We start from the raw sequence: 21215 nt of genomic DNA, 5'->3' as shown, positions 1-21215 counted from the left end.
GTACGGCCGCCTTCACGGATTGCGAAACGCAGACCGTCGTCCATCGCGATCGGGTGGATCAGGGTAACAACCATTTTGATGTTGTCGCCCGGCATTACCATCTCTACGCCTTCCGGCAGTTCGATGGTGCCAGTCACGTCAGTTGTACGGAAGTAGAACTGCGGACGGTAGCCTTTGAAGAACGGAGTATGACGGCCGCCTTCGTCTTTGGACAGGATATAAACTTCAGATTCGAACTTGGTGTGCGGCTTGATGGAACCCGGCTTAGCCAGTACCTGACCACGTTCGATTTCTTCACGTTTGATACCACGCAGCAGAACACCTACGTTCTCACCAGCACGGCCTTCGTCCAGCAGTTTGCGGAACATTTCAACGCCAGTACAGGTAGACTTCGCAGTCTCTTTGATACCAACGATTTCAACTTCTTCGCCCACTTTGATGATACCGCGCTCTACACGACCGGTAACAACGGTACCACGACCGGAGATGGAGAATACGTCTTCGATCGGCAGCAGGAACGGCTTGTCAATCGCACGCTCTGGTTCCGGGATGTAAGAATCCAGGTAGCCAGCCAGTTCGATGATTTTCGCTTCCCACTCTGCGTCGCCTTCCAGCGCCTTCAGAGCAGAACCACGAACGATCGGCGTGTCGTCGCCCGGGAAATCGTACTGAGACAGCAGTTCACGCACTTCCATCTCAACCAGTTCCAGCAGCTCTTCGTCATCAACCATGTCGCATTTGTTCAGGAACACGATGATGTACGGAACGCCTACCTGACGACCCAGCAGGATGTGCTCACGGGTCTGCGGCATCGGGCCGTCAGTCGCAGCAACAACCAGGATCGCGCCGTCCATCTGCGCAGCACCGGTGATCATGTTTTTAACATAGTCGGCGTGGCCCGGGCAGTCTACGTGCGCGTAGTGGCGAGTCGGGGTGTCGTATTCAACGTGAGAAGTGTTGATGGTGATACCACGAGCTTTTTCTTCCGGCGCGTTATCGATCTGGTCGAATGCACGAGCAGCACCGCCGTAGGTTTTAGCCAGTACGGTAGTGATTGCAGCAGTCAGAGTAGTTTTACCATGGTCAACGTGGCCGATGGTGCCGACGTTAACGTGCGGTTTTGTACGTTCAAATTTTTCTTTAGACACGGCTATATTCCTTACTATAGTGCTCTCCCCTTCAGGAGAGAGCACGGGACTTAGGTTTTAATCCTGTGGATTATTTACCACGGGCTTCAATAACGGCCTGAGCAACGTTGCTCGGTGCATCATCATACTTCAGGAATTCCATAGTGTATGATGCGCGACCTTTGGTCAGAGAACGCAGCTGAGTTGCATATCCGAACATTTCAGACAGCGGTACTTCAGCGTGGATCTTAACGCCAGTAACTTCGGATTCCTGACCGCGCAGCATACCGCGACGACGGCTCAAGTCACCAATTACGTCACCGGTGTTCTCTTCCGGCGTTTCTACCTCAACCTTCATGATCGGCTCAAGCAGAACAGGTTTCGCTTTCTTAAAGCCTTCTTTAAAGGCAATAGACGCAGCCAGTTTAAACGCCAGTTCAGAGGAGTCAACGTCATGGTAAGAACCGAAGTGCAGACGGATACCGATGTCAACAACCGGATAGCCAGCCAGCGGGCCTGCTTTCAGCTGCTCCTGGATACCTTTATCAACGGCCGGGATGTATTCGCCAGGGATTACACCACCCTTGATGTCGTTGATGAACTCGTAGCCTTTCGGGTTGGAACCCGGCTCCAGCGGGTACATGTCGATAACAACATGACCGTACTGACCGCGACCACCAGACTGCTTGGCGTGTTTACCTTCGATATCGGTAACTTTCGAGCGAATCGCTTCGCGGTAAGCAACCTGAGGTTTACCGACGTTCGCTTCAACGTTGAATTCACGCTTCATACGGTCAACGATGATGTCGAGGTGCAGCTCACCCATACCGGCGATAATGGTCTGGTTAGATTCTTCATCAGTCCATACGCGGAAAGACGGGTCTTCTTTAGCCAGACGGCCCAGAGCCAGACCCATTTTTTCCTGGTCAGCTTTGGTTTTCGGTTCTACTGCGATGGAGATTACCGGCTCAGGGAATTCCATACGTTCCAGAATGATCGGCGCGTCCGGGTCACACAGGGTGTCACCCGTAGTTACGTCTTTCAGACCGATAGCAGCAGCGATGTCGCCCGCACGAACTTCTTTGATCTCTTCACGTTTGTTAGCGTGCATCTGAACGATACGACCGAAACGCTCACGTGCAGATTTCACGGAGTTCAGTACGGTATCACCAGAGTTAACCACACCAGAGTACACACGGAAGAAGGTCAGGTTACCCACGAACGGGTCGGTAGCGATTTTGAATGCCAGTGCAGAGAAAGGCTCATCATCGCTAGCATGACGCTCAGCCGGAGTATCTTTACCGTCGTCCAGGATACCGTTGATCGCAGGTACGTCAACCGGGGATGGCAGGTAATCAATTACCGCATCCAGCATCGCCTGAACACCTTTGTTCTTAAATGCAGAACCACAGGTTACCAGGATGATTTCGTTGCTCAGAACACGCTGACGCAGAGCTTTTTTGATCTCTTCTTCAGTCAGTTCTTCGCCACCCAGGTATTTTTCCATCAGCTCTTCAGAAGCTTCCGCAGCGGACTCGATCAGGTTCTGGTGCCATTCTTCAGCCAGTTCCTGCATGTCAGCCGGGATATCTTCGTAAGTGAAGGTAACGCCTGCATCTGCTTCGTTCCAGTTGATGGCTTTCATTTTCACCAGGTCAACAACACCGGTGAACGCTTCTTCAGCGCCAATCGCCAGTTGCAGCGGAACAGGGTTCGCGCCCAGACGGCTTTTGATCTGACCAACAACTTTCAGGAAGTTCGCACCCATACGGTCCATTTTGTTAACGAACGCAATGCGCGGAACTTTATATTTGTTTGCCTGACGCCATACGGTTTCAGACTGCGGCTGAACACCACCAACTGCGCAGTAAACCATTACTGCACCATCAAGAACACGCATGGAACGTTCTACTTCGATAGTGAAGTCAACGTGCCCCGGGGTGTCGATGATGTTTACGCGATGCGGTTCATACTGCTTAGCCATACCAGACCAGAATGCAGTAGTCGCTGCGGAGGTGATGGTAATACCACGCTCCTGCTCCTGCTCCATCCAGTCCATGGTAGCTGCGCCGTCATGAACTTCACCGATTTTATGGTTTACACCGGTGTAGAACAGAATACGTTCGGTAGTAGTGGTTTTACCGGCGTCGATGTGCGCACTGATACCGATGTTACGGTAGCGTGCGATGGGTGTTGTACGAGCCATTTGATTCCTCGTTTTATCTTCTAGGCGTTCAATTTAAGTAGCCCAAAGCGGGCTGCTTGCTGGAAGCGCCCGCCTGGTGACTAAAATTCCGAAGGGATTACCAACGGTAGTGTGCGAACGCCTTGTTGGCTTCTGCCATACGGTGAACGTCTTCACGTTTCTTAACTGCAGTACCTTTGTTGTCTGCAGCATCAGTGAGTTCGTTCGCCAGGCGCAGAGCCATGGATTTATCACCGCGTTTACGAGCAGCTTCAACGATCCAACGCATTGCCAGAGCATTACGACGAACCGGACGGACTTCAACTGGTACCTGATAAGTAGAACCACCAACGCGGCGAGACTTAACTTCGACAGTCGGGCGCACGTTTTCGAGAGCTACTTCGAAAGCTTCCAGTTCAGATTTACCAGAACGCTGAGCCAGGGTCTCCAGCGCGCTGTATACGATAGTTTCGGCAGTAGATTTTTTACCATCTACCATCAGGATATTTACAAATTTAGCCAGCAGTTCTGATCCGAACTTCGGATCCGGAAGAATTTTACGCTGACCAATGACGCGACGACGTGGCATGGAAATACTCCGTTGTTAATTCAGGATTGTCCAAAACTCTACGAGTTTAGTTTGACATTTAAGTTAAAACGTTTGGCCTTACTTAACGGAGAACCATTAAGCCTTAGGACGCTTCACGCCATACTTGGAGCGAGCTTGCTTACGGTCTTTAACGCCGGAGCAGTCAAGCGCACCACGTACGGTGTGGTAACGAACACCCGGGAGGTCTTTTACACGACCGCCACGGATCAGGATCACGGAGTGCTCCTGCAGGTTGTGACCTTCACCACCGATGTAGGAAGTCACTTCAAAACCGTTAGTCAGACGAACACGGCATACTTTACGTAGCGCGGAGTTCGGTTTTTTAGGGGTGGTAGTATATACACGAGTACATACGCCACGTTTTTGCGGGCATGCTTCCAGCGCAGGCACGTTGCTTTTCGCAACTTTGCGAGCACGTGGTTTGCGTACCAGCTGGTTAACTGTTGCCATTAAATAGCTCCTGGTTTTAGCTTTTGCTTCGTAAACACGTAATAAAACGGCCTCACACAATATGAGGACGCCGAATTTTAGGGCGGTGTCGAAAAGGTGTCAAGAAATATACAACGATCCCACAATCACCAGGCCATCTGGCTGGGATGCTTAACCGCAAGTCTGACGAAGTCAGTATAGTCAACCCTGACGACACTGTCTGAAATTTGACCGCTCAAACCGCGAGCATCGATATCTTCTTTCAGTGCGTAAACCGTTATGGGGGCGTTACGCAAACTTTCAAGGAAACGGCTACCTTCGATGGCTGCCGTAACGCCATCCTGTAGCAATAAAAGCGCATCGCCTTCTTTGCACGCGCGAAGAAGCGCGGAAACGTCACTGAGCCATGCGGAACGATGTAATGTATGCAGGATAGTCACGTCAGAACCTCAGGATAACATCATAATTGTCCAGTTCACCGCGCAACGCTTCAGGTTCAAGCGGCGTCGCATCCACGATGAAACTCGCCCCCGTCTCCAGACCGCGCTCACGCAACGAAGCGGCGCACAGCCAGCATTGCTCGATATCGTACAGCCCCAGCAGTTTGAAGGTGGCGATGTAATCCCGCGCCAGCACGACGTCAGGCGTTTGTCCCAAAAGGATCTGAAAAACGCCGTCGCCGATAAAAAAGACGCCAATCTCTTCCGTCAGCGCCGACGTCGCCAGTAACGCATCCAGTCCTTCGCGGCCCGACGCGCTGCCGTGCGGCGTGGTGGAAAATACAAAAGCAATACGTTTCATCAAAACTGCACCACGCGATCGCAGGTCAGGGAGGCTTCCGCCAGCGCGCCAAGCCCGCTCAACGAAAACCCTGGCTGTAAGTTGGCTGATGCCAGCGCCAGCCTTTTTGCTTCGGTCTCATCCACAATGCCGCGACGCAGCGCCGCCGCAACGCAGATATTCAACGCGACGCCATGCTGCGCGCCTAACTGTTGCCATGCGCGCACCAGGTCGAATTCATCGCTGGCCGGAGAGGTCAACTGGTTGGCGTTATACACGCCTTCCCGGTAGAAAAAGACGCTGCTCAGCTCATGCCCTTCGTTAACTAAGGCATGTGCAAACTGCAACGCGCTGCTCGCTTGCTGCGTTCCGTACGCTGGCCCCGTCACCACAATGGCAAAACGCATTACTTATCTTGCCCCTGGAAGTCGCCGCTTTTGAACTGACGAATATAGAGGTAGACCGTATGTTTGGAGATGTTCAGGCGGTCAGCCACCTGGTTAATCGCATCTTTAATATCGAAGATCCCCTTCTCATACAGATTCAGCACAATCTGACGATTCTTCGCGTTATTAGAGACATTGCGATCGGCATTCACCTCTTCAATGGTGAATTCCAGCGTCTGAGTGACCAGATCCTCCACCGAGGAGGCAAAGTTCACGGCGGAACCCACTTCCGGCGTTTCCGGCGGAATAAAGGTATTCATAATCTGCGAGAACGGCACATCAAGGTTCATGTTGATGCACAGCAGACCAATTACGCGATGCTCGCGGTTGCGAATGGCAATCGTCACTGACTTCATCAGGACACCGCTTTTCGCGCGTGTGAAGTAACACTTCGATACGCTGCTATCCGCACCCGTCATATCATGCAGCATGCGCAATGCAAGGTCAGTGATCGGCGAGCCAATTTTGCGCCCCGTGTGTTCACCGTTGGCAATGCGAATGGCTGAGCATTTCAAATCCTGCAAAGAGTGCAATACGATTTCACAATGGGAACCAATGAGCATCGCTAACCCGTCCACCACCGCTTCGTAGGATTTCAGAATATCAAAGTCGGTTTGATCGAAAGGACGTTGATCCAGTAAGTCAAGCTCACTGGTTTCGTTGGTTAAAAGCGACCTGGACATGAAAAAAAACACTCCTTTTCAGGAGCCTGTCGTTATGTTTTCAGGGCAGGCTCATTATTTACGCGGATGATTAAATTAATACAGCGGGGGTTCCGCTTTCCAGTATTAATTATATCCGGCCTGCAATAAAAAAACCGCCGCCATGACAGGCGGCGGTTCTCAGTTTTTATTTTTTAGCAGCATCTGCCGATTTAGCGTCGGCCGCCGCGTCTGGTTTCGCATCGGCTTTCGGCGCCGGTTTGATGTCCAGCAGCTCTACATCGAATACCAGCGTGGAGTTAGCCGGAATACCCGGAACGCCCGTTTTACCGTAGGCCAGATCCGGTGGGATAACCATCTGGATCTTACCGCCTTTCTTAATGTTCTTCAGGCCTTCAGTCCAGCCCGGGATCACGCCGTCCAGACGGAAAGAGAGCGGTTCGCCACGGGTGTAGGAGTTATCGAACTCTTTACCGTCGATCAGCGTACCTTTGTAGTTAACCACAACGGTGTCGCTGTCTTTTGGCGCTTCGCCAGTACCGGCTTTCTCTACTTTATAAACCAGACCTGTTGAAGAGGTTTTCGCCCCTTTCTCTTTAGCAAATTTCTCGCGGAACGCTTTACCTTTCGCTTCGTTATCAGCGGCGTCTTTTTCCATCTTCGCCTGAGCGGAGGTCTTCACGCGCGCTTCAAATGCCTGCAAGGTCTGCTCGATTTCCTGGTCAGACAGTTTGCTCTTGTCTGCAAATGCATCCTGGACACCCGCGATCAGCTGATCTTTATCCAGTTTGATCCCCAGTTTTTCTTGTTCCTTCAGGGAGTTTTCCATGTAACGACCCAGCGAAGCGCCCAGCGCATAAGCAGATTTCTGGTCGTCATTCTTGAACGCGGCTTTGCTGTCAGCAGTTGCAGCTGGTTTCGCGGCGTCCGCAGCGAAAGTGAGCGGTGCATGCAGAGCAACGGCCATCGTGGTCGCCAGCAGCGTTACTTTAAACAGTGATTTCATCCATATCTCCAGGGCCGGGGCATCTCACCCCAGGGTTAACTTACATGAGAAGCGTACTATAAAACGTTGTAGAACAAATCAACATACGGACACGCCCTATTATCACCCCTTTTCAGACTCTTTTTGTTTAAATTAGTTTCGTAGAGGGCGAATGAGTGCTGTGTAATCCGATAAAGTTCAGTAGAATCCGCCGCGACCCAAGAAGTGCCGGAGACAACAAGAGAGGTGAATCATGCAAGATATAACGATGGAAGCTCGCCTGGCTGAACTGGAGAGCCGTCTGGCGTTTCAGGAGATCACCATTGAAGAACTCAACGTAACGGTGACCGCGCACGAGATGGAGATGGCGAAACTACGCGATCATCTGCGCCTGCTGACGGAGAAGCTTAAAGCCAGCCAACCGTCGAATATCGCCTCGCAGGCCGAAGAGACGCCGCCACCGCATTATTGAGACGTAAAAAAAGCGGGATATTCCCGCTTTTTTGTGCCAGATGACGGCGTAAACGCCTTATCCGGCCTACTGTAGCCCTGATAAGCGCAGCGCCATCAGGCATTACAGACGATTAATGGCAACCGCAGCCGCCGTTACCGCCACAACCACCTTTGCCATGCTCATGACCGTGGTCATGATCGTGGCCGTGGCCGCCGCAGCAACCGTCGTGACCGTGGTCGTGGTCATGGTCGTGACCGTGCGCGCCGTGAACGTGGCCATGAGCCAGTTCTTCTTCGGTCGCTTCGCGGATCGCCACAACTTCCACGTTAAATTTCAGGTTCTGGCCAGCCAGCATGTGGTTACCGTCAACCACAACGTGGTCGTCTTCCACTTCGGTAATTTCTACCGGTACCGGGCCCTGGTCAGTTTCCGCCAGGAAACGCATGCCAACCTGCAACTCGTCAACGCCCATGAAGACGTCTTTAGGCACGCGCTGCACCAGGTTTTCGTCATACTGACCGTAAGCGTCGTTCGCGCCAACAGCCACATCGAATTTGTCGCCAACGTCGTGACCTTCCAGCGCTGTTTCCAGGCCAGAGATCAGGGAACCGTGACCATGCAGGTAGTCCAGCGGCGCACTCACCGGAGACTCATCAACCAACACACCGTCTTCTGTACGTACCTGATAGGCCAGGCTGACCACCAGGTCTTTTGCTACTTTCATGATATCTCCTGAGCATGGGAAGAATAGTGGCGCAGATTGTAGCGGAATTCTGCACCCGTGTACCCACTAGCTTAAAAAAACCTGCGGCATATCGCTAGTCTGGATGAAAAATCCCGATCACTTGCTCTTCTTTGCGAACGTGCTCGCGGGCCGCTTTATCGGCTTCACGCATCTGATGGCCGCACTTAACACACTCAACAATATCGACATTATTTTCGCGCCACATCGCCATTGAATCCTGCGCCTGGCAGGCCGGACACGTCGCCCCTGCAATAAAACGTTTACGAATCGCCATACCTACCCTCTACTCAAACTCATCCCAGCCATCCAACTGGCGCCGCTCTTGCTGCATCTCTCGCTGGAAAATCTCCTCCAGTTCGCGTCTGGCCTCTCTGGCACGAGAAATTTGCACCATGTCGGTATGCATCGGAATAAGCTCCCGTAGCATACGCATATCCAGCCGACGGAAATGCAGTTGCGCACGCTGCGCCTGGTGTGGGTGCATCCCTAACGACACCAGCGTCTTACGCCCCAGCTCCAGCGCGCTGGAAAACGTCTCGCGGGAAAACTGCGTGACACCCGCCTGTAATAACTCATGCGCTTCCACACGTCCGCGCGCTCGCGCAAGAATATGCAAATGCGGGAAATGCTGCCGGCATATCTCCACCAGCTTCATGGTGTCTTCCGGTTCATTACAGGTAATGACGATAGACTCCGCCGCTTCCGCTCCTGCCGAACGCAGTAGCTCCACCTGAGTCGCATCGCCGTAATACACTTTGTAGCCGTATTTTCGCATCAGGTTAACGGCGCTGATATCGCGCTCCAGTACGGTGATGCGCATTTTATTCGCCATCAACAAACGGCCAATTACCTGACCAAAACGCCCGAATCCCACGACAATCACCTGCGGTTTATCATCATCCACCCAGGGCTTTTCATCTTCCTCTTCCGGGCCGTTAAGCTGTCTGGAGAGCCATTTATCGACGAGCTTCATCAGCAGCGGCGTGGTCATCATCGACAGCGTTACGGTGACCAGCAGCAGCGACATCTGGTCGCCCTGAAACAGCCGCTGGGACGAGGCGGTGGAAAAGAGCACAAACGCGAACTCGCCCCCCTGACTCAGCACGCCCGCAAACTGCATCCGCTCCGAACTCCGAATCCCGTACAGACGCGCCAGCAGATAAAGCACCAGCGTTTTCACCGCCACCAGCACGACGACGCTCACCGCCACCCACAGCAGGTGGGTATAGAGCACGCCAAGGTTTAACGACATCCCCACGGAGATAAAAAACAACCCCAGCAGCAGCCCTTTGAACGGATCGATGGCCGTTTCCAGCTCATGACGGTATTCGCTTTCCGCCAGCAGCACGCCTGCGATAAACGTACCGAGCGCCATCGACAGCCCCAGCGCATCCATAAATAAAGCAGACCCCAGCACCAGCAACAGAGTGGCGGCGGTAAACACCTCGCGCACGCCGGAATCGGCGATAAAACGGAACACCGGGCGCAGCAAATAGCGACCGCCAATCAGCATCCCGGCAAAGGCCAGCACCTTCATGCCGACCTTAATCCAGTCAAAATGTTCATCTGCCGAGCCAGCCAGCAGCGGCACCAGCGCCAACGCGGGGATCACCGCCAGATCCTGAAACAGCAGCACCGAAAAACCCAACTGGCCGGATTCGCTGCGGTTCATCCCCTTTTCCCGCATCAGTTGCAGCGCCATCGCGGTCGATGACATCGCCAGACCAATCCCGCCGATCACCGCCGCCTGCCACGAGAAATCGGTAAGCATCAGCAGCCCGGCCAGCACGACAGCGCTCAGCATCACCTGGGCCGCCCCGACGCCAAAGATAGAGCGACGCAGTTGCCAGAGTTTGGAAGGGTTGAGTTCCAGGCCGATGATAAACATCAGAAAGACAACGCCCAGCTCAGAAAAGTGGAGGATTTCATCAACGTCGCTGATAAATCCCAGCCCCCAGGGGCCAATCGCAATCCCTGCCAGCAAATATCCCAGAACCGCGCCAATACCCAGCCGCGATGCCAGTGGCACCGCAGCGACCGCCGCGAAGAGGAACATCACCCCCGCCGTCAATAAATCAGAACCTTCCATTAGCGACCTCCCGCCAGAACAGGGTTTGCCAGCCATTCGCCGTAGGCTTTCGCGTGGCTGGCCAGTTCCTGCTCACTTTGTCGCCTGGCCCAGTAGATAATAATCGGACTCATCCAGTGCATCCGGCACATCGCCGCCGTCAGCTCAAATGGCCGCAGCACATCGGTCATCGGATAGCGGTTCAGCGCATCGTAGCGATACGCGCTTTCCGGCTCGCCGGTGGTAATCACGCTCCGCCAGTACTTTCCCGCCAGTTGGTTCCCCCCTGGGCCACTGGCGAAACCACGGCTGAGCACGCGGTCTAACCACTCTTTAAGCAGCGCCGGACAGCTATAGGTATACAGCGGATGCTGGAAAACAATCACGTCATGTTCACGCAATAGCGCCTGCTCATGCGCGATATCGATAAAAAAATCAGGGTAGTGCGCGTAGAGATCGTGCACCGTCACATTACTGAGTTGCATGGCCGGTTTAAGCAGCACCCGGTTCGCGACCGAGTCCTGAGATTCTGGATGGGCATACAGCAGCAGTACCTTTGCTGGCTGGGACATCATCCCCCTCCCGGTTATTTTGTGTATCGTTATTGTTTTGGGCTACCATTGCGCTCCGGCGCGGCAGAATGCCCGCATATTACATTATCATAATGATAAATTAACATAGTCTGAACATACGGCGCCTTATGATTGTTTTCTCCTCGTTACAAATTCGTCGCGGCGTGCGCGTCTTGCTGGACAATGCCACCGCCACCATCAACCCGGGACAGAAAGTCGGCCTGGTGGGTAAGAATGGCTGCGGTAAATCTACCCTGCTGGCATTGCTGAAAAATGAAATCAGCGCCGATGCAGGCGGCGTGACCTTTCCCGGTAACTGGCAACTGGCGTGGGTGAATCAGGAAACACCCGCGCTTGCGCAGCCCGCGCTGGAGTACGTGATTGATGGCGATCGCGAATACCGCCAACTGGAAGCGCAGTTGCACGACGCCAACGAACGTAACGACGGGCACGCCATCGCCACCGTACACGGCAAGCTCGACACCATCGACGCCTGGACCGTGCGCTCACGCGCCGCCAGCCTGCTCCACGGCCTCGGTTTTAGCAACGAACAGCTTGAACGCCCGGTCAGCGATTTCTCCGGTGGCTGGCGCATGCGCCTTAACCTGGCCCAGGCGCTGATTTGCCGTTCTGACCTGCTGCTGCTCGATGAACCGACCAACCACCTCGATCTTGATGCCGTTATCTGGCTGGAAAAATGGCTGAAGAGCTATCAGGGCACTCTGATTCTGATTTCGCACGACCGCGACTTCCTCGATCCGGTGGTAGACAAAATCATTCATATCGAACAGCAAACCCTGTTCGAATACACCGGCAACTACAGCGCATTTGAAGTGCAGCGCGCGACCCGGCTGGCCCAGCAGCAGGCGATGTACGAGAGCCAGCAGGAGCGCGTGGCGCATCTGCAAAGTTATATCGACCGTTTCCGCGCCAAAGCGACAAAAGCGAAGCAGGCGCAGAGCCGTATCAAAATGCTGGAGCGTATGGAGCTTATCGCCCCCGCGCATGTCGATAACCCGTTCCACTTCAGCTTCCGCGCGCCGGAAAGCCTGCCCAACCCGCTGCTGAAAATGGAGAAAGTGAGCGCCGGGTATGGCGATCGCATCATTCTGGACTCCATTAAGCTGAATCTGGTGCCCGGTTCACGCATCGGGCTGTTGGGGCGCAACGGCGCCGGTAAATCAACGCTCATCAAGCTGCTGGCGGGCGAGCTTGCGCCTGCCAGCGGTGAAATCGGTCTGGCGAAGGGCATTAAACTCGGTTACTTCGCTCAGCATCAGCTGGAGTATTTGCGAGCGGATGAATCGCCGCTGCAACATCTGGCGCGGCTGGCGCCGCAGGAACTGGAGCAGAAGCTGCGCGATTACCTCGGCGGGTTTGGCTTCCAGGGCGATAAGGTCAGCGAAGAGACCCGTCGCTTCTCCGGTGGTGAAAAAGCGCGCCTGGTGCTGGCATTGATCGTCTGGCAGCGCCCTAATCTGCTGCTGCTTGATGAACCGACCAACCACCTTGACCTCGATATGCGCCAGGCGCTGACCGAAGCGCTCATCGAATTTGAAGGCGCGCTGGTGGTCGTCTCGCACGACCGTCACCTGCTACGCTCCACCACCGACGATCTCTATCTGGTTCACGACCATAAAGTCGAGCCGTTCGATGGCGATCTGGAAGACTATCAGCAGTGGCTGAGCGACGTGCAGAAACAGGAAAACCAGCCTGATGACGCCCCGAAAGAGAACGCCAACAGCGCCCAGGCGCGTAAGGATCAGAAGCGTCGCGAAGCCGAACTGCGTGCCCAGACCCAGCCGCTGCGTAAAGAGATCGCCCGTCTGGAAAAAGAGATGGAAAAGCTGAACGCGAAACTGGCGCAAGCGGAAGAAAAACTGGGCGACAGCGAACTGTACGACCAGAGCCGCAAAGCGGAACTGACAGAATGCCTGCAACAGCAGGCCAGCGCCAAATCCGGGCTGGAAGAGTGCGAGATGGCCTGGCTGGAAGCGCAGGAACAGCTTGAGCAGATGCTGGCCGACTAACTTCGGGAATATGACGATGAATCCGCTGATAACCAACGATATCACCTTTCGCAAGTTAAGCATCTTCATGACGTTTATGGAGAAAGGCAATATTGCCCGGACGGCGGAGGCGCTGGATATCAGCGGGGTCAGCGTTCATCGCGCACTGCATACGCTGGAAGAGAATGTACGCTGTCCGCTGTTCGTGCATAAAGGACGTAATCTGATCCCGCAACCGGCGGCGTGGACGCTGCTGGAGTATTGCCAGGAGGTCAGCCAGTTGATGGCGCGCGGGCTGGAAGAGGCGCGCAAAACGGCAGGGATCGGCCAGGGGCGTCTGCGCGTGGGTACGCTCTACTCTCTGACGCTGGAAACCGTCCCGCATCTGATCATGGGGATGAAACTGCGCCGACCGGATCTCGAACTGGATCTGACGATGGGCTCCAACGAAGCGCTGCTGAGAATGCTGGAAGACGGGATGCTGGATGCGATCCTGATCTCCATTTCGGAAAGCGCTATCGATCGCAACAGTCTGGAAGTGCTGCCGCTGTTTCATGACGATATTTATCTCGCCGCACCGGCGACGGCAACGCTTGACACCTCCTCGCCCGCCGATCTGCGTGATTACCGGGATCAGAAGTTTGTCTCACTGGCGGAAGGCTTTGCCACCTATGCGGGCTTCCAGGAAGCCTTTCATATTGCCGGGTTTGAACCAGAGATTGTCACCCGTGTGAACGACATCTTTTCGATGCTTAGTCTGGTGCAGGCAGGCGTCGGTTTCACTCTGATGCCGGGACGCATGAAGAAGATGTACGAGAATTCCGTACAGTTGCTGAAGTTGTCGCAGCCGTACCAGATGCAGCAGCTCATCGCCATTGTCTTTGCCCGCAACCGCGAGCGCGACCCTAATCTGCTGGCGCTGGCCGCCGAAGGGCGCATGTACGCGCGTAGCCTTAATCCGGGCGCCTGATCGCCGGATGGCGACGCTGCGCGCCTTATCCGGCCTACAACTACAACGGGTGCGAGCCGTAGGCCCGATAAGCGCAGCGCCATCGGGCAACCGCACTAGCCTCTAAGCCGTTTTGCCAGATGCACCGCGACATCCACCCCGCTGCGCTCCAGCGAAACAGACTCACCTTCCCACTCCGCCTGTCGCGTTAAGCAGGTCAACACGCCGCCGGGCGGCATTTCAATCGCCAGCCGCGCCTCGCGCTCGTTGGCGGAGATCGCCGCGTCCTGCCAGCGCACCGTCCGCGCCATGTTCATCGCCAGGTCGTCAGCAATACGTTCCGGCTGCCACAGCACGCGCCCGGTACTACCGCTGAGGTATGCACAGCGCGGACGGGAGAGCGTCACATGACGGAACGCCTCCACCAGCCGCTGTGCCGGTTCCGCCAGCAGAGCGCAGTGCGACGGCACGCTCACCGCCAGACGGTGGGCTTTACTCGCGCCTTTATCCAGCGCCCGCTTCGCAACATCCGCCATCGCCTCATCGCTACCGGCAATCACAATCTGGGTTTCCGCATTCAGGTTAGCGATAAAGGTTCCACTGCCTGCAACCAGCGACTCCACCTGCGGCAAGGTCAGCCCCATAATCGCCGTCAGGCCGTAACCGTGCGGATACGCCTGCTCCATCAAATCACCGCGCAGGGCCACCAGCGTCAGCGCGTCGGTAAACTCCAGCGCTCCGGCGATCACCGCCGCTGGATATGCGCCGATGGACAGGCCGCTGACAATATCCGGCGCAACGCCGCGACGTTCCAGCTCGCGCGCCCACGCCACCCCGGCAATCAGCAGAGCAAGCTGTACCGCCCGGGTGTGTTGCAGCGCGTCCGGGGTATCAAGCGTATTCGCCTCCGCCCCCAGCACCTCGCGCGCCAGCGCTAACTCCGTTCCCGGAAGGTTTTGCAGCATACCTGCATGCTGCGTCCCCTGTCCCGGAAAGGTAAACAGGATTTTCATTTACTCCTCCCTGTGCCACGGGTCGCTGACCAGCCGCGGCCCCTGCGACGTTTTTAACAGCGCTTTGCCATCGCGCAGCCATTCGTTCAGCGCAAACGCGCCGTGCGGCGTTTCCACCTGGGTATCCGCACGGCAAAGCCCGCCCGTCAGTTGCTGCCGCCATTTCTCCAGCAGCTCGCGAGAGAGCGGCTGCCGGGCGCGAATCAGCAAATCCAGATCGCTTGCGGCGTGGATCACCGGGAGCCCGGTCGCCAGCGCGTAGCCGGTACTGCCGGTAATCCCCCACGTCCACGGCCATGCCTGTTGCGTCAGTAATAACGCCACCTGAACCGGTGGCTGCGAGATAAAGGGCGAGCGCAGCAGCATCTGTGGGTCAACCAGCGATTCCGGCGTACAGACGCGGGTAATGGCGTCCGATTGAGCCCAGCCCGCCGCGCGCTGGTCGCGCTTTATGCCGCGAACGCCGACGGGAATGCGCCCCTGCGCATCAACATCACGCCGTACCACCACCGGCAGGCGGGTATGCCAGACGTCATCCACCCAGGATTCCGTGACACCTTCCAGCGCGCTCCGCGCGTTAAGCCAGATAAGATCGTGGGGGCGTAATGTTGTGTTCATGCTTTAGAGTCCTGAAGTCAACGAGATAAACAACGGCAGCGACAGGATACACAGGACCGAGCTTAACAGCAGCACGGCTTCTGCATCCGGCGACTGCACGCCGAAGCGATTACCGAACACCACGCCGAAGAAACCGGCAGACAGCGCAATCATCAGGATAGCGGTGATCGCCACCGAGCCATGCAGGCCGAAAATCAGCACGATCCCCCAGGCAATCGCCGGTTGAATCAGCAGCTTGGCAATGGTGGAGGTAATAACCATCGTGTTGATCTGCAACTTACGCGCAGAAAGGATCACCCCGGTCAGGAACAGCGCCGCCGCAGTGGCGGCCAGGCCCAGCGGTTTAATCGCCGCCAGCACCAGCTCCGGCATCTTGATACCGATAGCGGAGAGAACAACCCCCAGCAGCGGCCCCATCACGATCGGTTTCTTGATTGAACGCCACATCAGCACCGGCAGCATCGACAGGGTAGAACCCGAGTTGCCGCCTTCCGCACGCGCTTTCTCACGCTCCAGAATCAGCAGGCAGAACGGCGTCATCAGCACGGAACCGCAGGCGATGGAAACCGCGACGGAGAGCGACGTTGACGGCCCTTCGCCCAGCACGCTACCGAGAATCGGCAGGCCAAGCGCGGCGTAGTTTGGCAGAGCGACGGTCAGGGTCAGCACGGCCGCATCCTGCGGTGATTTTTTAAATACCTTCGTTGCCAGAAAATAGATAGCGGCGTAGGTGATCCACATCGCCAGCGTCAGCACCAGAATCAGCGGCGACTGCGCGACAATACCCGTCCAGGGCGTTTGTACCGTGGCGCTAAACAGCGCAGCGGGGAGTGCAAAATCCATGACGAAAATGTTGAGCAGGGAAACATTCTTGTTATCAACCATTTTGGCCTTCCCGGCCCAAAACCCCAGCAACATGATGACAAAAATCGGTGCAAGAGCATGAACAATCACGTAAGTCATAAATCACCTGTAATGAATAAAAGAGTTAGCACGGACGCGATGATTATTATTTTCAGGGTGCAGGTCGCCTCACGGACGCAACGGGCGCGCCCGTGGGGTTATGCATCTGGCAGGTCTCTTTTACTTACCAGCTCGCCCGCATGCGTTCGCGTACAAGAGCAGAACTACGACGATTGTCGGCACCCAGACGGTTTTTCAGCGTCGGCTCCTGACGAGCATCGCTGATGGCCTGTTGCAGAGTGGCCGTCACCAACGTCAGATCGTTTGCCGAAGGAGCATCTGGATTACTGATATCCAGCAGACTGGAGAGCAGTCCCAGCGTGGCGTAGTTACTGATGTCGTACGCCATCGGCGGAATGGTGGCCGCCAGTTTTTCCAGCGACTCGACGGTACGCAGGGTGATACGTGCCGCAGACTCTTTACCCATCGCGTGGATCAGCACGCCTTTGTCGTTGAAGGCAATCAGGCGGTTGGCCTGATAACCGTGCGCCAGAAACGCGCCGGACATCGCCTTGCCGACGATAAGGCCAATCACCGGATGCCCTGCCAGACGCGCATTGGCATACGCCGCTGCCGCACCGGCCAGCGCCTGGTGAATACCAAATCCCTCTTCACGGCGACCGTAGGCCTGGCTGGGCACATCAATCACCGCCACGATCGGGCGCTTAACAGTGTTATCAGCATCGGCAGCCACGGTTTCGCTGACCACTTTTGCAAGCGTCCAGCCTTCCAGCAGACCAACCTCGCCTTTTGCGGCGCGTGGGTAATGGTTGTTAGCATCCGGCACTACCGCGATAAAGCGCGCCGTTTCACCGTTCAGCTCACCGTCTGCGGCCTGCACGGAGGGGCACAGCCCTTCGAGCCGTCTGGCGTTCGGTACGAGGGCTTGCAGCCATAACTCGCCACGGCTTATTGCGTTACTCATCATTTCACCTCCCGGGCAAAGAGCGCGTTAATCTGTTCTGAATCGGCCTGTTTGCGGGTGTCGAAATGGCTCAGACGGTTCAGATAATCGTCGTAGTTATCGGTGCGGTGTTTTGCCGGAACGCCTTTCGCCAGCGCATCGTTCATCGCCGCTTTCACCGCGTTGATGCCATCGCCAACCAGCGCATCCACCAGCCCGCTTTGATAGCGCACTTCGCCACCGGTCATGCTCCAGATAAACGGGCGGTCACGGGAGTCATACTCTTCAATCCCGGCTTCCTGTTCGATAACCTGCGGGCCGTTCAGACCCAGACGCGCTTCGCGGGTGACAATCAGATAGCTACACAGCGCAGCGGCGATAGACATCCCGCCGAAGCAGCCGACAGTCCCGGCCACAATGCCGACCACCGGGGTGTAACGACGCAGGTCAACAATCGCCGCGTGGATGTCGGCAATCGCCGCCAGGCCGAGGTTGGCTTCCTGCAAACGCACGCCACCGGTTTCCAGACTCAACACCGCCTGCGTCGGAATGCCGTTACGGTTATCTTCCGCCGCCAGCTCCAGCGCCGCCGCCATTTTAGCGCCGGACACTTCGCCCATACTGCCGCCCTGGAATGCGCCCTCAATCGCCACAACCACCGCCGGTTTGCCGTTAATAGTGCCTTTCGCCACGACCATGCCGTCATTGGCCTGCGGCACGATGCCCTGCGCGCCCAGCCACGGCGACATCACGCCTTCAAACGGGTCGAGCAGTTCGCGGTAGCTGCCTTCATCCAGCAGCGCATGGGCGCGCTGACGCGCTTTTAATTCGATAAAACTGCGGTCATCACGCATAGCTCACCTCTTCAAATACCTGTTCGATACGAATGCGCGCTACGCCCGGCGTCGCGCCGAAGTCGTGGATGGTCAGTTTGCCTGCCGGCAGGCTGCTGACCGTTTGCAGACGGGTAAACAGCGCTTCCCAGCGGCTGCGGCTGTTATCGACGGAAGTAGTGATATCAATGGTTAACGTCTGGCCCTGGTCGGCGGTGAATAACACCTCCATATCCCCGGAGCCGACAACCCCTACCAGCGCCCTGCCGCGTAACGCGCGGCTGGCTGGCACGGTCAATGTGATTTTTTCCATAACATCCTCTTAATGCTTTGAATAAGACGTTTCGACGCGATCGAGAAACAGGGTGGCGGCGAGCAAGTCCGCCGCGCCGCCCGGCGAGGCGTTCAGCGCCAGCATCTGACGGTCTAAACGGGCCAGCGCCTGCGCCCCTGCCGGGTGCGCGCTGCCGCCCGCATGGAGAACGGCGCGCGCGCCGTGCTGCATGGCATCCAGCCCCTCCATCCCGGCGCGAGAAAGTACGCAGGTGTCGGTCAGCGAGGTCATGATGGCCATCAGCGCATCCAGCCGGGCGTGCATTTCGCTGCTGCCGTTCTGTCGGCTTAGCCGAAGCTGCGGCAGCGCACGCTGCATAATGTGTGGAAACGCCTGCTGTGCCTCTTCTCTGGCGCCCGGTACGCGATAACGGTGGGTGGCGCGCAGCCCTTTACTGAAGACTTTCGGCGCGGCGTCATCCGGCAGTTTTGCCAGTTCAGCGGCGGTTGCCGTCACCTGCTGCGCCCTGCCCGCGCCGCCGTGCATCGCCACGGCGCTCACCAACAGCCCCAGCGCCCAAATCGCGCCACGGTGGGTGTTCACGCCGCCCGTTGCCGCCATCATCAGTTGCTCGCCTTCGCGACCGAGTCGCCCTATGGTTTGTCTGAGCGCAATATCAGCCGGACGCCGCCAGCTTTGTTGCGCCAGCGCCTGAAACGTGGAGGTCAGGCTGTGCGCCGAGCGCTCCATCAGCGCAAGCGATAAATCGTGGTGCGCGCCGTTCCCCCGACTGTCCACCAGACCGGGTTTCGGGCTTAATCGTGCTTCGTCGATCAGACACTGCGTGGCGGTTCGCGCTAGCCATTCGGCACCGCCTTCAACCTGAATCCGGGGCAGAAGTTTCATTACCAGCTCCGAAATTTCACAGGTGGGTTGTAGAGCCCCCCGGACCATTCCACCAGGTCGGCAACGCTACCGGCCGCCAGCAGAGAACGGGTGGCGTCGGTACGACGAATGCCCATATCTTCCGGGTAAACCACCTTGCCGTTCTGACGCAGTTCGGCGACGCGCCGGGCGTCTACACCCAGACCGATATCGGTAATACCAGCCACCGCCGCAACCATCGCGCGGCGCTCTTCCAGACTTTCCGCCCGGTAGAGATAAGCGATACCTTCTTCGGTCAGAACGTGGGTCACGTCGTCGCCGTAGATCATCACCGGCGCCAGCGGCATACCGGAGGCTTTCGCCACGTCAACCGCGTCCAGTTTTTCCACGAAGGTCGGTTTCACGCCTGCCTGGAAAGTTTCCACCATCTGCACCACCAGCTTTTTACCGCGCTGCATGGGGTCAGGTTCGGTGATCATGTTCAGCCAGGCCGGGGTAGCATGACGGCGACCGTGCGGGTCGTGGCCCATGTTTGGCGCGCCGCCGAAGCCGGACAGACGACCGCGAGTCACCGTTGAGGAGTTAGCCAGGCCATCAACCTGCAACGTGGAGCCGATAAACATATCGACCGCGTACTGACCCGCCAGCTGACAGAAGGCGCGGTTAGAACGCATGGAGCCGTCGGCGCCGGTAAAGAACACGTCAGGACGGGCGCGGATGTACTCCTCCATCCCCAGCTCGCCGCCGAAGCAGTGCACGCTTTCCACCCAGCCGCTTTCAATCGCCGGGATCAGCGTCGGATGCGGGTTCAGCGTCCAGTGTTTACAGATTTTGCCGCGCAGACCGAGTTGCTCGCCCCAGGTGGGCAGCAGCAGTTCAATAGCGGCGGTGTTGAAGCCGATACCGTGGTTCAGCGACTGCACCTGATGCTCTGCGTAGATGCCTTTAATGGCCATCATCGCCATCAGGATATGTTCCTGTTTGATCAAGCGCGGGTCGCGAGTGAACAGCGGTTCGATAAAGAACGGTTTGTCGGCAACCACCACGTAGTCGATCCACGAGCCCGGAATATCGACGCGCGGCAAGTCGCACTCGTCATCCACCAGTTCGTTCACCTGTGCGATAACGATGCCATCGTGGAATGCGGCGGCTTCCACCAGCGCCGGGGTATCTTCGGTACTCGGCCCGGTGTAGAGGTTGCCTTTGCGGTCAGCTTTGTAACCGGCAATCAGCGCCACGTTTGGCGCCAGGTCGACGTAAAGACGGGAATAAAGCTCGATGTAGGTGTGGATGGCGCCAATTTCCAGCAGGCCATCTTCCAGCAGTTGCGAGATGCGCAGACTTTGGGTGCCGGAAAAAGAGAAGTCCAGCTTGCGGGCGATACCCTTTTCGAAGATATCGAGATGCTCGCTGCGCCCAACGCTTGGCATGATCATATGCAGGTCATGCACTATCTGCGGGTTGACCTCCGCCAGCATGCGGGACAGGAAATCTGCCTGCTTCTGGTTATTCCCTTCTAATACCACGCGGTCACCCGGCGCGATCAGTTTTTCCAGCATTGCGGTCAGGTCTGCGGTTGGCAGCACCTTGCCCTGCACCGGAACAGAAGCCAGACGCCGCTGCTTCTCGGTGCGGCGCGTGTTCCAGACTCGTGCTGGCGTTTGCCCAGATAACATTATTAACCTCCTGATTCAGCTAATCATT

Annotated in this window: 24 protein-coding genes; 3 read left to right on the top strand and 21 right to left on the bottom strand. The window is 56.6% G+C overall.

Translation table 11 applies throughout. The features are described from left to right. The 9 genes from tuf to fkpA all read right to left on the bottom strand — a co-directional run. Positions 1-1148: elongation factor Tu (tuf, locus tag OGV82_RS05530; protein ID WP_286450954.1), on the bottom strand; the 1148-nt coding region annotated here is incomplete at its 3' end. Positions 1149-1218: 70 nt separating this feature from the next. Beyond that, a complete protein-coding gene (gene fusA, locus OGV82_RS05525; protein ID WP_012135435.1) occupies positions 1219-3333 on the bottom strand; it encodes an elongation factor G in 2115 nt (704 codons plus the stop codon). A gap of 97 nt (positions 3334-3430) precedes the next feature. Further along, positions 3431-3901 (bottom strand): 30S ribosomal protein S7, encoded by a 471-nt coding sequence (gene rpsG, locus OGV82_RS05520; RefSeq protein ID WP_002920113.1) that lies wholly within the window; start codon positions 3899-3901, stop codon positions 3431-3433. 96 nt (positions 3902-3997) lie between these two features. After that, on the bottom strand, positions 3998-4372 hold the full coding sequence (rpsL, locus tag OGV82_RS05515; RefSeq protein WP_000246815.1) for a 30S ribosomal protein S12: 375 nt from the start codon (positions 4370-4372) through the stop codon (positions 3998-4000). 125 nt (positions 4373-4497) lie between these two features. After that, positions 4498-4785 (bottom strand): sulfurtransferase complex subunit TusB, encoded by a 288-nt coding sequence (gene tusB / locus OGV82_RS05510; protein ID WP_047463884.1) that lies wholly within the window; start codon positions 4783-4785, stop codon positions 4498-4500. A gap of 7 nt (positions 4786-4792) precedes the next feature. Then, positions 4793-5152, bottom strand: coding sequence for a sulfurtransferase complex subunit TusC (gene tusC / locus OGV82_RS05505; protein WP_047460819.1), 360 nt, complete (start codon positions 5150-5152; stop codon positions 4793-4795). Beyond that, positions 5152-5538 (bottom strand): sulfurtransferase complex subunit TusD, encoded by a 387-nt coding sequence (gene tusD, locus OGV82_RS05500; RefSeq protein WP_012135438.1) that lies wholly within the window; start codon positions 5536-5538, stop codon positions 5152-5154. The genes tusC and tusD overlap by 1 nt, the downstream gene beginning before the upstream one ends. Then, positions 5538-6260, bottom strand: a complete 723-nt coding sequence (locus OGV82_RS05495) for a helix-turn-helix transcriptional regulator (RefSeq protein WP_003023643.1) — start codon at positions 6258-6260, stop codon at positions 5538-5540. The genes tusD and OGV82_RS05495 overlap by 1 nt, the downstream gene beginning before the upstream one ends. A 166-nt stretch (positions 6261-6426) precedes the next feature. Continuing rightward, positions 6427-7245 carry an FKBP-type peptidyl-prolyl cis-trans isomerase gene (fkpA, locus tag OGV82_RS05490; RefSeq protein ID WP_047460812.1) on the bottom strand — a complete coding sequence of 273 codons (819 nt, stop codon included), beginning with the start codon at positions 7243-7245 and terminating at the stop codon, positions 6427-6429. A gap of 232 nt (positions 7246-7477) precedes the next feature. On the opposite strand from fkpA, the gene OGV82_RS05485 reads away from it, so the two are divergent. Further along, positions 7478-7696, top strand: a complete 219-nt coding sequence (locus OGV82_RS05485) for a protein SlyX (RefSeq protein ID WP_012135441.1) — start codon at positions 7478-7480, stop codon at positions 7694-7696. 112 nt (positions 7697-7808) lie between these two features. Here OGV82_RS05485 and slyD read toward each other — a convergent pair whose 3' ends face one another. From slyD to kefG, 4 genes are all read right to left on the bottom strand, one after another. Then, positions 7809-8402 (bottom strand): peptidylprolyl isomerase, encoded by a 594-nt coding sequence (gene slyD, locus OGV82_RS05480; RefSeq protein ID WP_041851431.1) that lies wholly within the window; start codon positions 8400-8402, stop codon positions 7809-7811. A gap of 94 nt (positions 8403-8496) precedes the next feature. Continuing rightward, positions 8497-8697: a YheV family putative zinc ribbon protein gene (locus OGV82_RS05475; protein ID WP_047460809.1), complete on the bottom strand. Its 201-nt coding sequence runs from the start codon at positions 8695-8697 to the stop codon at positions 8497-8499. 9 nt (positions 8698-8706) lie between these two features. Next, positions 8707-10512, bottom strand: a complete 1806-nt coding sequence (kefB, locus tag OGV82_RS05470; protein ID WP_047460805.1) for a glutathione-regulated potassium-efflux system protein KefB — start codon at positions 10510-10512, stop codon at positions 8707-8709. Next, entirely contained in the window at positions 10512-11063 is a 552-nt protein-coding gene (gene kefG, locus OGV82_RS05465) for a glutathione-regulated potassium-efflux system ancillary protein KefG (protein ID WP_024131006.1), read from the bottom strand. Before kefG ends, kefB begins: the two co-directional genes overlap by 1 nt. 128 nt (positions 11064-11191) lie before the next feature. Here kefG and OGV82_RS05460 point away from each other — a divergent pair, with 128 nt between their 5' ends. Together OGV82_RS05460 and OGV82_RS05455 are read left to right on the top strand one after the other, a co-directional pair. After that, positions 11192-13093, top strand: a complete 1902-nt coding sequence (locus tag OGV82_RS05460) for an ABC transporter ATP-binding protein (protein WP_286462613.1) — start codon at positions 11192-11194, stop codon at positions 13091-13093. Positions 13094-13109: 16 nt separating this feature from the next. Next, a complete protein-coding gene (locus OGV82_RS05455; protein WP_024131007.1) occupies positions 13110-14042 on the top strand; it encodes a LysR family transcriptional regulator in 933 nt (310 codons plus the stop codon). A gap of 95 nt (positions 14043-14137) precedes the next feature. Here the strand turns inward: OGV82_RS05455 and mdcH are convergent, their stop codons facing one another. The 8 genes from mdcH to mdcA form a co-directional block, all read right to left on the bottom strand. Beyond that, positions 14138-15034, bottom strand: a complete 897-nt coding sequence (gene mdcH, locus OGV82_RS05450) for a malonate decarboxylase subunit epsilon (protein WP_047460795.1) — start codon at positions 15032-15034, stop codon at positions 14138-14140. Further along, the gene (locus OGV82_RS05445) at positions 15035-15652 is read right to left on the bottom strand and encodes a malonate decarboxylase holo-ACP synthase (RefSeq protein WP_101744218.1); all 618 of its coding nucleotides are present in this window, start codon (positions 15650-15652) and stop codon (positions 15035-15037) included. A gap of 3 nt (positions 15653-15655) precedes the next feature. Continuing rightward, positions 15656-16615 (bottom strand): AEC family transporter, encoded by a 960-nt coding sequence (locus OGV82_RS05440; RefSeq protein WP_101744217.1) that lies wholly within the window; start codon positions 16613-16615, stop codon positions 15656-15658. Between the two features lie 124 nt (positions 16616-16739). Continuing rightward, complete coding sequence (gene mdcE / locus OGV82_RS05435; RefSeq protein WP_101744221.1) at positions 16740-17540, bottom strand: biotin-independent malonate decarboxylase subunit gamma; 801 nt, start codon at positions 17538-17540, stop codon at positions 16740-16742. Next, positions 17540-18373 (bottom strand): biotin-independent malonate decarboxylase subunit beta, encoded by an 834-nt coding sequence (locus OGV82_RS05430; RefSeq protein ID WP_286462612.1) that lies wholly within the window; start codon positions 18371-18373, stop codon positions 17540-17542. The genes mdcE and OGV82_RS05430 overlap by 1 nt, the downstream gene beginning before the upstream one ends. After that, entirely contained in the window at positions 18366-18665 is a 300-nt protein-coding gene (gene mdcC / locus OGV82_RS05425) for a malonate decarboxylase acyl carrier protein (protein ID WP_101744215.1), read from the bottom strand. The genes OGV82_RS05430 and mdcC overlap by 8 nt, the downstream gene beginning before the upstream one ends. Before the next feature lie 9 nt (positions 18666-18674). Further along, positions 18675-19532: a triphosphoribosyl-dephospho-CoA synthase gene (locus tag OGV82_RS05420; protein WP_101744214.1), complete on the bottom strand. Its 858-nt coding sequence runs from the start codon at positions 19530-19532 to the stop codon at positions 18675-18677. Then, positions 19532-21187, bottom strand: coding sequence for a malonate decarboxylase subunit alpha (mdcA, locus tag OGV82_RS05415; protein ID WP_101744213.1), 1656 nt, complete (start codon positions 21185-21187; stop codon positions 19532-19534). The genes OGV82_RS05420 and mdcA overlap by 1 nt, the downstream gene beginning before the upstream one ends. Between the last annotated feature and the right edge of the window lie 28 nt (positions 21188-21215).

It is taken from the genome of Citrobacter sp. CK191, from assembly GCF_030333435.1.
GTDB classification, from domain to species: domain Bacteria; phylum Pseudomonadota; class Gammaproteobacteria; order Enterobacterales; family Enterobacteriaceae; genus Citrobacter_B; species Citrobacter_B koseri.
Note: the sequence above shows the minus strand (reverse complement) of the source record. Positions and strands in the feature narration are given on the sequence as shown.